The 12,773-nt window shown below is 49.9% G+C and carries 9 protein-coding genes; 2 read left to right on the top strand and 7 right to left on the bottom strand.

Annotation, left to right across the window (positions count from 1 at the left end):
- Positions 1-436: 436 nt before the first annotated feature.
- Positions 437-1,408 carry a hypothetical protein gene (locus H6F94_RS26565; protein WP_190805285.1) on the bottom strand — a complete coding sequence of 324 codons (972 nt, stop codon included), beginning with the start codon at positions 1,406-1,408 and terminating at the stop codon, positions 437-439.
- Positions 1,409-2,138: 730 nt separating this feature from the next.
- Between H6F94_RS26565 and H6F94_RS26560 the strand changes: the two genes are divergently transcribed.
- Complete coding sequence (locus H6F94_RS26560) at positions 2,139-3,839, top strand: ArnT family glycosyltransferase (protein WP_190805284.1); 1,701 nt, start codon at positions 2,139-2,141, stop codon at positions 3,837-3,839.
- Positions 3,840-3,850: 11 nt separating this feature from the next.
- On the opposite strand, the gene metH is transcribed toward H6F94_RS26560, so the two are convergent.
- On the bottom strand, positions 3,851-7,462 hold the full coding sequence (gene metH, locus H6F94_RS26555; RefSeq protein ID WP_190805283.1) for a methionine synthase: 3,612 nt from the start codon (positions 7,460-7,462) through the stop codon (positions 3,851-3,853).
- Positions 7,463-8,064: 602 nt separating this feature from the next.
- On the opposite strand from metH, the gene H6F94_RS26550 reads away from it, so the two are divergent.
- Positions 8,065-8,724: a hypothetical protein gene (locus tag H6F94_RS26550; RefSeq protein ID WP_199320672.1), complete on the top strand. Its 660-nt coding sequence runs from the start codon at positions 8,065-8,067 to the stop codon at positions 8,722-8,724.
- A gap of 138 nt (positions 8,725-8,862) precedes the next feature.
- On the opposite strand, the gene H6F94_RS26545 is transcribed toward H6F94_RS26550, so the two are convergent.
- The 5 genes from H6F94_RS26545 to H6F94_RS26525 form a co-directional block, all read right to left on the bottom strand.
- Positions 8,863-10,065, bottom strand: coding sequence for an argininosuccinate synthase (locus tag H6F94_RS26545; protein WP_190805281.1), 1,203 nt, complete (start codon positions 10,063-10,065; stop codon positions 8,863-8,865).
- A gap of 99 nt (positions 10,066-10,164) precedes the next feature.
- Positions 10,165-10,608, bottom strand: coding sequence for a photosystem II protein PsbQ (psbQ, locus tag H6F94_RS26540; protein WP_190805280.1), 444 nt, complete (start codon positions 10,606-10,608; stop codon positions 10,165-10,167).
- 46 nt (positions 10,609-10,654) lie between these two features.
- Positions 10,655-11,062 carry an ExbD/TolR family protein gene (locus tag H6F94_RS26535; protein WP_190805279.1) on the bottom strand — a complete coding sequence of 136 codons (408 nt, stop codon included), beginning with the start codon at positions 11,060-11,062 and terminating at the stop codon, positions 10,655-10,657.
- On the bottom strand, positions 11,049-11,708 hold the full coding sequence (locus H6F94_RS26530; protein ID WP_190805278.1) for a MotA/TolQ/ExbB proton channel family protein: 660 nt from the start codon (positions 11,706-11,708) through the stop codon (positions 11,049-11,051). The genes H6F94_RS26535 and H6F94_RS26530 overlap by 14 nt, the downstream gene beginning before the upstream one ends.
- An 87-nt stretch (positions 11,709-11,795) precedes the next feature.
- Positions 11,796-12,587, bottom strand: a complete 792-nt coding sequence (locus H6F94_RS26525; RefSeq protein WP_242041428.1) for an LmeA family phospholipid-binding protein — start codon at positions 12,585-12,587, stop codon at positions 11,796-11,798.
- Positions 12,588-12,773: the final 186 nt, after the last annotated feature.

Here is a 12,773-nt window from a genome sequence, read left to right as displayed (position 1 = left end):
AAAGGAGTAGGCTAAGGGTTAAGTTGACTCGTATAAAACACTGCAAAATCGCCTCAAAATGAGGAAGCTTTTGCAGCTTGCTATGTCTAAAGATGGAGCAGCCAACGAGGCTGCTCCAAGCTAGTGGACGGAGTATTTATTTAGCTTCACATAACTTAGTTTTCTAGAGTTTTATGAACGCAGCAATTTAGTTGACTTTTGGTTGAGAGTCAACTGATTCACATAGCTCATGAAGGTTTGCTGAGCAAAGCGATTGAACAGCAAACCTTTGCTCAGGAGGGGCTTAGAAGGCAACGCTGTGCTTCAAGCTCACTCGCTTTTGCTAATAGGTTCTGCAAAAAACGCCTTGCCTGAAGTTCAGAGCTACCCCAGGCGTAAAACGTAAAAGCTGCAAGCAATCAGGGACAGACAAAGAGCCCCTTTGCCTGCAACTTACCTATTGGGGCTGAGAGCGATTGAGCTGGGCTCGACGCAGAGCAGCCTCACTATTTTGCCGGTAGAGTAGGGTCCGGTTCCGCGCCGTCTGATACCGACCATCTGTGTTTGTAACCTGAGCCATCAACTCTGAAGCTTGCTGCCACTGCGTTGCCAAAGCCAGCCACTGAGCCGGAGTTTGAGCTGCCTGGCCTGAGACTGCTGCTCGCTCAGCAAGACTGACGGCTGCCGCGAACGCATCCTCAGAAGCTTTAACTGCGACTGGGGCTGCTGGAGCTGGTGCTGCTACTGGGGCTACGCTCGGCTGAACCGTTGCCTCTGGCTTTGCTAGCGCTTCTGGCTTTGCTGGTGCCGGAGTGGTAGGAGCGGGAGCGCTAGGAACTGAGGCTGCCTCGGTTGCGCCAAGCCGCCAATTGGGGATCACCCACTTTGAGAGGCTCCAACCCAGCAGCAACAGCGTCAGACTCAAACAGACACCACCAAGGATGCCTCGTCTAAACTGATGTTTTTCCCGTATGAAGGTAGGAGGCGAAGGCAGAGGTAAGGCAGTTCTCTCAAACTTAGCCCTAGGCCGCTTCTGGCTTGGGCTTAGCCGTTTGAGAAGACTGGGCTTAGCCAGGGTAATCTCTTCGGACCAGAGGAGCTGACCTTCAGGATCACGGTTGATTTCCTCTAGCCAGAGCAACTGCTGCTCCCGAACAATGCGGCTATTGATTTTGATACGACGAATCTCACGAGGGGCAATTGCCTCCAAGATCTGTCGAATCCTCTCCACCAGGCTGGACTGCTCTAGCTGCTCAGTACCGGCAGCTTCACACAGCAGTTGCAGGACTCCTTCCTCACGTACCGCTCGGGTTCTAATCCCCTGATCGGCTAGCTTTTCATTCAAGACCTGAATGATCGCCGCCACACTCCCCTGATGGGCTTGACTGAAAATGTCATCGACCGCAGAGACTGTTCTAGGCTGAGACATAGCTCGATAGCTGACCCCGAAGATTGCTCACCCTTTAATTTAGACGGTCAGTTGCCCCTTGGCGACAGTGGTAACAGTTCTGAGCCCGTCCCTGCCAGCCCTTCCCCTAGCGTGATCCCCGCGTTAACCCCAGTAAGCTGAGTTCTCTCTGACTAGTCTCACACTGGTTTCATACCGTCTAGCGCCGATGCTCCGGTGACCGTTATGGATTCAACTTAAGTTCGAACTACTCACAATTTGGGTCAGCATAAAGCATGTCCTTATTATATGGCAAGCTATTTATTGGTAATAATAAGCACCTCGCAGTTTACTTCTCAACTCATTCTTGCTATTTAGAGTAAAGCTATTCTGCGTTTGGGAACTGTCTATCCTAGTAGGTAACATGTTTACTGTATTGTTGCTAACGAGTTGGCTTCTCCTATTTCTTATTGCTTGCCAGCATAATTCCTGTTACCGCAGTGCTCTACTGTCAGCAACTGTGTGGTGGGGTGTTTTACTGACTGTCATAACTGAGGCTTTGAACCTCGGTCAACGGTTAGACTTTAATTGGATAGCAGCTTGCTGGTTTATCGCTAATCTAGGATTGCTTCTAATTTGTTGGCGCACCTACAGTAGATTAAGCGATTGCAAAAGGACTCAGCAAGCAAACTTGCTAGGAACGATTTATCAAGGCGGAAGGCAATCTTGGTCCTCTAGAAGATTCAGCTCTGTCCCGCTTCTAATCAGCAGTATGATTCTGCTAACTGCTACTGTTGGCTTGATTGCCCTGGTTGCCGCACCCAACACCCTAGATTCTCTCACCTATCATCTGGCTCGGGTAATGCATTGGATTCAGAATAAAAATCTGAATCCCTATCCAACTAGTTATCTGCCGCAGATTTATCAGCCGCCTTTTGCTGAATGGGTCATTCTACATCTTCACGTTCTAAGCGGTGGAGATTATTGGGCTAATCTGGTGCAGTGGTTTAGCATGGTTGGCAGTATTCTTGGCATATCGCTAGTTGCTAAACAGCTGGGAGCAAATTTACAAGGGCAAGTTTTTGCAGCCGTCACAGCCGCAACTATTCCAATGGGGATTCTACAGGGCTCAAGTACCAAAAACGACTATGTTGCTGCCTTTTGGTTAGTTTGCTTTGTGCATTATCTTCTGTCAGTTGTTCAACCTAAGCCTGCTTGGACCTTCAAGAACTTGCTGGGAGTCAGTGCTAGTCTGGGCTTGGCTTTTTTGACGAAAGGAACTACTTATATCTACGCATTTCCCTTTATTATCTGGCTGTTCTTGGCCGCTTTTAGAGACTTTCGCTGGAAGCTCTGGCGGCTCGCTTTGCCAACCACGGTTCTAGTGATCGTGCTTAATTCAGGTTATTATCTCCGCAATTTTCGTTTATTTGGCTCCCCGTTTGGTTCTGATCCCCAAACGCCGTATCTCAATGGTCTATGGAGCTTTCCAGCGTTCTTATCAAATCTGGTTAGAAACCTTAGTCTGCACCTAAGTATGCCAATCGGCAGCGTCAACCGTGGCACAGAGAGGGCTATTTACGCGCTTCATCAAGTGTTAGGCGTAGATATCAACGACCCTCGTACAACCTGGCCAGGGGTTGAATTTCATATTCGCAGCTTGTCTAATCATGAAGATAGTGCCAGCAATCCATTGCACTTGTGGTTGATTTTAGGAGCGGTTTTATTATGCTTGATTTGGAGAAATCTAAGAAGACAGCAGTTGCTCAGGTGCTATCTTGCCGCTAGCATGGGTGCCTTTTTTCTCTTCTGTCTTATACTCAAATGGCAGCCCTGGCATAGTCGCTTGCATTTGCCACTGTTTGTAATTTTCTCGGCAGTTGTGGGCGTTGTCTTGTCTCATTTAACCAGTTATAAGCTAGCTAATGCTATTGCTTTTATTTTAATCCTATCGGCATTACCTTGGGTTTTGTTTAATTTTTCTCGCCCGTTATTGTTCTCAATGGATCGCCAAGCTTATGTGGAATCACGTCAAGTCGTCTTGAGCCCCAGAAATATCTGGAATACCAGTCGAACGGCTCAATACTTCAATAACCGCACTGAATTTGAGCAGCCCTATCAGCAAGGTGCTGCTTTTTTGCAGACTCAAAACTGCACCGATATTGGTCTTCAACTGCCCCTAGGCGATCCCTGGGAATATCCCTGGTGGGTGCTTCTACAGAATCGACAATCCCCAGTGCGTTTCGAGCATGTCAATGTCCAGAATCTCTCGGCGACACTGTATGACCACCTCCCGTTTAGTGCCTTTGTGCCCTGTGCCATCATCAATGTCCGCCAACCAGCAGAGCTGAAGGCTGGAGCTAATGAGGTGAACACATTGCTCACCCCTCAAGGTTCCTATACCCGAGTTTGGGCATTAGGACCAGTCACGATTCTGATGCCTCAATCTACTCAGTCATCACTCACAAAGTAAGGGCTCAAGATTTAGGCACTAAAGTACCGAGCCTCTGGGTGATAGGCCACAATCGCCGTGGTTGATTGTTCAGGATGTAATTGTTCGCTCTCGTCCATCTCCAGGCCAATGCGTTCGGTCTGCAATAGGTTGAGCAGGGTGTATTGGTCTTGTAGGTTAGGACAGGCCGGATAGCCGAAACTGTAGCGTGAGCCTCGATAACGCTGCGCCAGAATATCCCGAATGTTGTCGCTCTCCTCAGAGCCAAAACCGAGTTCGTGTCTAATGCGGGCATGGGTCCATTCAGCCAAAGCTTCAGCAGTTTGGACGGCCAAACCGTGGAAGTAGAGATAGTCGGTATAACGATGCTCCTGAAATAGCTGCTGAGCATATTCGGTTGCGACCGTTCCCATCGTGACTGCTTGCATCGGGAATACATCGACCCAGCCTGATTCCTGCGGTGCAAAGAAATCGGCGATACATAGCCTGCGCATCGAGCGTTGGCGCGGAAACTGGAAGGTAGCAATAGGGCTGGCCGTTGGTTGACTCAGGTATTTAGCGGTGGGCAGCAGGTAGTAAAGGCTAGGCTGATCCTCTAGAGCAAGCAGTTCTGGAAAAGTTTCAGGCGCATACAGATTGAGATCATTGCCCACTGCTTGGGCTGGAAAATAACCGTAGCTAACCTGTGGTTCCAGCAGCTTCTCGGCAATGACGCGCTGCTTCCAGTGCTCCAGGATTGGATACACCTCTTGGGCTAAAAACGCATCGTACTCTTCGCGGCTTTGCTCGCGAGGCTTGCGAAACTGCCATTGCCCAGCGACCAAGGCTTGCAGATCCAGATACTCAAACACTGCTTCGAGTGAAATTTCTGCAGGTCCAAGAACTTTCGTGCCCCAAAAAGGTGGCAAAGGACGCTCAATCTCTGCGCTAACCGTCTCAGCGCGACGAGTATCGATTACCTCTAGAACTGATTCCGTAGGGTCAAGCTTTTCAGCCTCTGGTGTTAGAGGCTCTGTTAGAGACTCTAGTATAGGTTGTTCCTCAGGCAACGCAATTGGTTGACCATTGAGGAAGCCCACAGCATCGTCCCACTGACCCGCGACCTTGGCTGGCATCAGCTTATCCATGAAATGCAAATCTGAGAACGCATCTTTGCCATAGATCACCTTGCCTTTGTAAGCGTTTTGGCAATCTACTTCGACAAATTTGCGAGTGAGGGCAGCACCCCCTAAAATCACCGGCGCGGTAATGCCTTGCTCGTTGAACACCTCTAGATTTTCTTTCATGAAAGCGGTGGACTTGACGAGCAGACCACTCATGGCAATGCAGTCAGCTTGGTGCTCTCGATAAGCCTGAATAATGCTATCAACGGGCTGCTTGATGCCCAAGTTAATCACGCGATAGCCATTATTGCTCAGGATGATGTCTACTAGATTTTTGCCGATGTCATGCACGTCGCCCTTGACGGTTGCGATGATCACGACCCCTTTACTAGAACCCTCCGCCTTTTCCATGAAGGGTTCTAGATAGGCTACAGCAGACTTCATGGTTTCTGCTGACTGCAACACGAAAGGAAGTTGCATTTGGCCTGAACCAAATAGCTCGCCTACCACTTTCATGCCGTCTAGCAAAAAGGTGTTGATAATCTCCAGGGGCGGGTATTTCTTGAGAGCTTCGACCAGTAGATCGTTGAACCCGATGCGTTCTCCATCGATAATACGGCGCGTGAGCTGTTCTTCGAGCGGCAGGTTATTAGTGACTGATTTGAGTTGCTTAGTGGTCGCTCCTGCAAATAAATCAGTGAACTGGGTGAGTGGATCAAAGGTGCAGATATCACCTTCAAACTGGCGCTGATCGTAAATCAGTTGACGAGCAACCGTTTGATGGCTTTCCTCAATGCGCGCGAGAGGCAAAATTTTGCTGGCACTGACAATTGCACTGTCCAAGCCAGCTTCAGTACAGTCATGCAAAAACACCGAGTTCAGCACCACACGGGCCGCAGGGTTTAGACCGAACGAAACATTGGAGATGCCTAAGACAACATGGCAGCCAGGTAGCTCTGATTTAATGCGTCGGATTGCTGCAATGGTCTCTGCAGCATTGCGTCGGTCTTCTTCGATCCCAGTTGAAATCGGTAATGCGAGCGGGTCAAAAAACAACTCGTGGGCAGGAATTCCGTACTCCACAGCTTGCCGATACGCCCGTTGAGCAATCTTAAATTTGCCCTCACCTGTCCGAGCCATACCATCTTCATCGATGGTGCCAACCACGATCCCTGCACCATAGGCTTTAGCCAGTTCCAATACTTTAAGAAAGCGAGGTTCACCGTCTTCATAGTTGGTGGAGTTGAGGATGCATTTGCCACCTGCAACCTTGAGCCCCGCCTCCATCTTTTGCCACTCGGTCGAGTCCAGCATGAGTGGAATCGTGACATTGGTAACTAGCCGAGACACCAATTCGTGCATGTCTCGTTCCCCGTCGCGACCCACATAGTCCACGTTGACATCGAGGACATGAGAGCCTTCTCGCACCTGTTCACGAGCCAGTGAGATCAGGCCATCCCAATCTTCAGCATTGAGTAGCTCTCGGCATTTTTTGGAACCACTGGCATTTAAGCGCTCACCCACAATCAAGAAAGAGTTGTCTTGTTCGTAGGGTTGAGCACTGTAAATGGAAGCTGCTGAGGGAGCAAACTGAGGTTGCCGTTGCTTGGGCTTTAACTCTTGCGCTGCGTCTACCAAGGCTTGAATGTGGTCAGGACGGGTGCCACAGCAGCCCCCCAGGACTCGAACACCCAAATCTTCAACGAAATGAGTTAGGGCCTCGCGCAGCTCGGCAGGGGTCAAATGATAGTGAGCATGACCCCCAACATTCTCGGGAATACCGGCGTTGGGAATGCAAGAAATAAGGAACGGTGAGTGGGCAGATAGATAGCGAATGTGCTCTGCCATTTTGTCTGGCCCCGTCGCACAATTCAAACCCAAAATGTCAATTGGGTAGGGTTCTAAAATCGCTAAGGCGGCACCGATATCAGAACCTACCAGCATCGTGCCGGTGGCTTCCATAGTCACGGAAACCATCAGGGGTAAACGGGTAGCACGCTCCGCAAATACAGTTTCAATGCCAGCCAAAGCGGCCTTGATTTGCAAAACATCTTGGCAGGTTTCGACGATAAACAAGTCAACACCGCCATCGAGCAGTCCTCGTGCCTGCTCAGCAAAACTAGCCTTCATCGTGTCGTAGTCGATGTGGCCGAGGGTAGGCAGTTTAGTGGTCGGTCCCATTGAGCCAGCCACAAACCGTGGCTTGTCAGGGGTGGAAAATTCTTGAGCGACCGACTTTGCCAAGGCAGCAGCCTTGCGATTCAGTTCATAAGCTTGGTCGGCTAAGTCGTACTCGGCCAGCACAATCGAGGTTGCACCGAAGGTATCGGTTTCGATGACGTCTGCACCTACTGCCAAAAACTCCCGGTGGACCCTGGCAACTGCCTCTGGCTTAGTTTCAATTAAGTACTCATTACAGCCTTCATACTGAGGACCGCCGAAGTCCTCAGCAGTGAGGTTTTGAGTCTGCAATGAGGTACCCATTGCGCCATCAAATACAATCACGCGCTTTTGGAGAAGGTCCAGTAGGGGGTGGCTCATGAGAGTTGGACTCGCAGAAGGGAAAGACGGAACGTTAAGCCCTTCCATTATTGCAGGGCATTCCTGTCGCCCTCAGAGCCTAGGTAACAATTGACCTTTCTGGATGTCTTTGTGGGGATTTGCAGCTTTAGAGGTGGTTCAGACAGTTACTACCCCTGGTGCTACCCCTATCTGCAAACCGCCTCAGACTATGACTCTATTTGCCTGAGCGCTGAACCCAAAGCTTTTAGAAGGCTAGGGAACCTTTGGAGTCTTTGCAACTAAAACTCCAAGCAGAGAGCCTTTGTGTATATTTTTATACTTAAATTTTTGCAGATTTAGTCAATTATCAGAATTTCCAAGCAAAACCAGCTTGAGGTGTGTGAAAAAAATGTAAATTTAAATATCTACTTAATGAAGGATTTCTAAATTGAATGTGAGCTGGTTGTATTGACTACGTGAACGGCTGTAGAACCTCAAGGGAACTGATTCAAGAGTCTGGCGTGCTAGTTTTCGTGATACCACTCAAGAGTCAGAAGGTTTCAAAGTCTTGGGAACGAGTTTCTCAACTCTTCGAGCGATGTATTAAGTCGGTCTGCAATCAGACCTCAACAAACTTCAGAGTGATTGTTGCCTGCAACGAGAAGCCTGCGATTCAATTTCAGCATGCTCAGGTGAGCTACCTTGAGGTAGATTTTCAACCTCCCAAGGAGAAAACAATCATCGCAGCGAAGCGCACAGATAAGGGCCGCAAAATTCTAGCGGGTCTCATCCATGCTCGTCAGTTTTCACCATCACACACAATGGTGGTGGATGCAGATGACTGCATTAGCAAAAATTTAGCTGCATTCGTTGATCAGCGGGCTGGCAACAACGGTTGGTTTCTCAACAAAGGTTATCGCTATCACGATGGCGACTCATTCGTTTACTTGAAACGTAGAAATTTCTACCGAATGTGTGGCACCTGCAACATCGTTCGTTATGACCTAAATCAGTTGCCAGAACACCCAGAATACAACCGTGGTTATGGCTACTACGAATATTACATCGCTCACGAACGGGTGAAAGAGACGCTCGCAGCTCAGGGAAGCCCGCTCAAGCCATTACCCTTTTCAGGGGCTGTCTACATGGTCGAGAACGGAGAAAATATCTATTACAAGAAAGAGCGGTTATACAACGGCATTCTCAGCCGATTCAACCAACGACCTCTGAATTCAATGATTCAGGCTGAGTTTGGGTTAACGTCTCTGGCTCCAGAGAAGCGATTGAGCTTGACTCGTTAAGTCTCGCTCCATGAAGTTCGGCTAAAAACTGGCTAAAAACAATGAGAGAAGAAAGGTTCGCCAGGCCAATCTTCTCTCATTCGGTTTTCGAATTCAGGTTGAACTAGAGACTACAAGAGCGCCGTCTCTAGCCTCGATTCAACTTCGATTCTTTTGAGACCATACCCGGGTCGGTAGACCCCAAACATAGATGAAACCTTCAGCTGCCTTGTGATCAAATTGGTCACCGGAGCCGTAAGTGGCCATGTCTTCGTCATACAGAGAGAAGGCTGATTTCCGGCCCACAATGCTCAGATTGCCTTTAAAGAACTTTAAGCGAACTGTCCCAGATACTCGCTCTTGAGTCTTTTGAACAAAACCATCCAGCGCTGCTTTAAGCGGGCTATACCAGAGCCCGTTATACACCAACTGAGCGTAGGTTTCTTCAATGCCACGTTTGTAGTGCGTGACATCAGCAGTCAGGGTCAGACTCTCGACCTCCCGATGCGCATGAATCAAGGTCAACAGTGCAGGAACCTCATAGATTTCACGCGATTTGATTCCTACCAACCGGTTCTCGAGCATGTCAATGCGACCGTACCCGTGCAAGCCAGCAATCTCACCTAATCGGGTCACTAGTTCCACAGGAGCTAGCGCTTGCCCATCTAAACTGACCGGTATGCCATGCTCAAAGCTAATTTCTACATAGCCAGGTTCGTCTGGAGTAGCGCTGACTGGCTTAGTCAGCACATAAATTTCCTCTAGAGGCTCAACCCAGGGATCCTCAAGCGGCCCTGCCTCAATGCTGCGACCCAATAGATTGCGGTCGATGCTGTAGGGGGATTTCTTCTTGACTGGTGCTGGGATGCCAAAGCGTTCGCCATAGGCAATGGTCTCCTCCCGGCTCATCCCCCACTCACGGGCAGGAGCCAACACTTTCAACTGAGGATTGAGAGCTGCGATCGAGACGTCAAAGCGTACCTGATCGTTGCCCTTGCCAGTGCAGCCGTGGGCAACAGCGTCTGCACCATACTCTTCAGCCGCCTCAACTAGTAGTCGGGCGATCAAGGGCCGAGCCAGAGCTGTAGACAGAGGATAGCGGTTCTCGTAAAGCGCATTCGCCTGAATTGCTGGGAAAGCATATTCCGTGACGAATTCCTGAGTTACATCGCGGACTAAAGAAACACTGGCCCCAGAATCCAGCGCTTTCTGCCGGATAGGGTCTAGCTCATCGCCCTGACCTAGATCTGCCGCTAGGGTAATCACTTCCTCCACTCCCCATTCCTGTTTTAAGTAGGGAATGCAAACGGAGGTATCAACCCCGCCGGAGTACGCCAATACGACTTTAGTAGCCCGACCCATGAACAATCCACCCAACGACAGAGCCAACAGTATCGTACTAATGGCAAGGCTGATTCAATCATCTGCCTTTAGGATTCCCGGACATTTCCTGCCAGCGATTTAACTGCCACTGGCTTCTAGCAAACTGTCAAACGCCTGACGGGCGCGGGCAAAGGCACTGATAGCCGCCGCTTGATTCTCATCGGTAGCGGCCTGGTCAATTTTGACCAACTCCTTGAATAAGACCTTAGACAAATCACGGACTTGCGTTGCCTTACCGGGCGATAGTTGGCGAGCCAGACCACTAACCGTGTGACGCAAGTCTCCCAGAGGACCGTGGATTAAAGAATCAGTATCTGTCCAGTTTTGTCTGGTGATCAAAGATTGCAGTTCATCAAACCGTTCGCGGAAAGCTTCGATGCGCTCGGTGTAGAGCTGAATTTGCTCCAACTTAGCGGTATCAACTTTGGTCAGATTGGCCTCAGGAGCAGGATTAGCACAACCGATTAGAAACGTTGCCACCAGCACTAAGATGGCAGACAACAGGGAACGCAAACGAATCATACGCTGCTCTTAGACACCTCAAAATTTGCTGCACTGATGAATGAGTTTAAGGTGCTGGACGTTTTGCCGCAATCGCCATTCGAGCACCTGGAATGGTTCGCACCACATCCATCACGCTAACCACTTTGCCGTTCGCTACCTGCTCATCCGCATTCAGCACAACTAAGCTCTGAGTATCTGTGCCCATCAGGGCCTGTAGCTTGCTCCTGAGCTGTGGCAGTTCAACGGGTTGACGGTTCAACGCGATTTTGCCTACTGCATCAATCGTGATGTTGATCTGTGATTCTTTTTGCATCTGAGCGGTAGAGGCTTGTGGCAAATTAACCGGTAGCCCCTCCGAACGCGTCAGAAACAGCGTAGACATAATGAAAAACGTCAGGATTGCAAAGACCACATCGATCATTGGCACGATGTTGATCTGGGGATTGCTTTCTGGCTCCTCAGTTAGACGCATAGGGCACCTCTGGATTTAAGCTCCCACGCTCATAGCGCCGTCGCTGCAACAACTCTAATTGACCGCCATATTCCTGAATCATGGCAATTTGTCGAGTGTAGAAGCCACGGAAGATACCTGCAAATAGCAGTATTGGAATTGCCACAATTAGCCCACTCGCGGTTGATACCAACGCTTCGCTGATCCCTGCAGTTACTCCAGTTGCCTGGGTAGAACCTAGGTCTCCTATTTGCAAGGAACCGAAGGTGGTAATCAATCCCAATACAGTCCCTAATAATCCAAGCAGGGGGGAAACTGTGATGATCATCTCAAAGGCTACGTTGAAGCGCTTGAGCAGCGGAATCTCGGCCTGAGCCGCACTCTCCAAAGCAAGCCGGAACTCCTCCGGGTTAGGACTGTCTAACTCCAATCCAGCCAGAAAAATGCGAGCAATAGGCAGATCGGCATTCTGCTCCAGCTTGAATAAGGCGGAGCGAATATTGCGACGGTAGAGAGCTAGTGTCTCTACGACCAGCCGCTCCTGCCGTCGGGAGATGCGCAGCCAGAAGACCGTCCGCTCTAGAACCATCGCAAGCCCCAGAATTGAAAATGCCAGGAGCGGCCACATGACCACACCACCTGACCGAAACAGATCTAGGATCTGCATACCCACATCAGCCCTTCAGCACTGCTTAATCTACTGCTGACTATTGCTATCACATAATCAGCTTAGTCCGCAGTGCTCGCACCCTGCTTAGCCTTGATGAGGAAAGTGCTCAATTTGGGCGTAGCCGCTAAATACCAGGCGTCCGCTTTGAGTTTCCAAACGGTTCAGCCGCAGTGTGACGCCATCAAGGTCAAAGCGATCCAGATCAACCAAACCATTTAGAAGCTCTACAAAGGCTAGAGCGCAAGCCTCTCCTCGCTCAGTGCTGCCATCAATAGCTGGACAATCTAGTAGAGGTTGGGTAAACAAAATTCGCCGCCGTCGCTCCAGAGCCAGGGTGGCAATGAATTGAATCGGCACTGAGGTACCATCAGCAAAACAGGTCAACGCCTCAATTCGCACTCGATTGTTGCGCAGCAGCTCCAGCTGAATCTTCTCAAAGCTGACGGGTTGCTCCGACAAACTCGGGAGGCTAAGCTGACGCAGACGTCGGGTCACTAGCTCAGCTGTAAAGGCTTGATTGAGATCCGCTTCTGTTAGCACCACCTGAGCCACTGCTTGAGTGGTCTGCTTCAGGCGCACTTGACCCTGCATAATTTCAGCAAAATCGATTGCGACGGCGTCTGTCTCGAACGACATCGTCTCGACTCTGAACTGACGACGAATCACTAGTCCTCGCCCGTCCATGCGGAAACTGTCAAGGCTGCCCTGCAGCAGTTTGCTCGGAGGGGAACACCGAATCGAAACCTCGACGGACTCCGCCTGGCTGAATAGGTGTCGAATTGCAGTACTAGCTGCTTTGTTGAGCAGTTGCTCGCCTAAATTCTCGCCGGTCATAGCCGCCATTTGGCCAAAGCGCCTATCGGGGAGGGTGAACATCAACTGCTCTCCTTTGCACTTGTTTACGAAGGCCTATTTACCTTGTAACAAAGTTTTAAGGGCTAGGCAACTACTCCTGGAGTAGATGAGGGACTGAACCGAGTTCTATAGCAGTTGGGCGCTGACCCTATAAGTACAGGGCTGTGAGCTTCTACCTGTAAGCACTTCAGGGACTAACGGCTTATG

Origin of the sequence: Leptolyngbya sp. FACHB-261, assembly GCF_014696065.1 — a bacterium.
Lineage (GTDB): Bacteria > Cyanobacteriota > Cyanobacteriia > FACHB-261 > FACHB-261 > FACHB-261.
The sequence above is the reverse complement of the archived record's forward strand: the minus strand, read 5'-3'. Positions and strand labels throughout refer to the sequence as shown.

What these genes read in the sequence shown, in the direction of transcription:
- H6F94_RS26565 (WP_190805285.1), bottom strand. Translation starts at nt 1,408, where the DNA reads ATGTCTCAGCCTAGAACAGTCTCTGCGGTCGATGACATTTTCAGTCAA.
- H6F94_RS26560 (WP_190805284.1), top strand. Translation starts at nt 2,139, where the DNA reads ATGATTCTGCTAACTGCTACTGTTGGCTTGATTGCCCTGGTTGCCGCA.
- metH (WP_190805283.1), bottom strand. Translation starts at nt 7,462, where the DNA reads ATGAGCCACCCCCTACTGGACCTTCTCCAAAAGCGCGTGATTGTATTT.
- H6F94_RS26545 (WP_190805281.1), bottom strand. Translation starts at nt 10,065, where the DNA reads ATGGGTCGGGCTACTAAAGTCGTATTGGCGTACTCCGGCGGGGTTGAT.
- psbQ (WP_190805280.1), bottom strand. Translation starts at nt 10,608, where the DNA reads ATGATTCGTTTGCGTTCCCTGTTGTCTGCCATCTTAGTGCTGGTGGCA.
- H6F94_RS26535 (WP_190805279.1), bottom strand. Translation starts at nt 11,062, where the DNA reads ATGCGTCTAACTGAGGAGCCAGAAAGCAATCCCCAGATCAACATCGTG.
- H6F94_RS26530 (WP_190805278.1), bottom strand. Translation starts at nt 11,708, where the DNA reads ATGCAGATCCTAGATCTGTTTCGGTCAGGTGGTGTGGTCATGTGGCCG.
- H6F94_RS26525 (WP_242041428.1), bottom strand. Translation starts at nt 12,587, where the DNA reads ATGTTCACCCTCCCCGATAGGCGCTTTGGCCAAATGGCGGCTATGACC.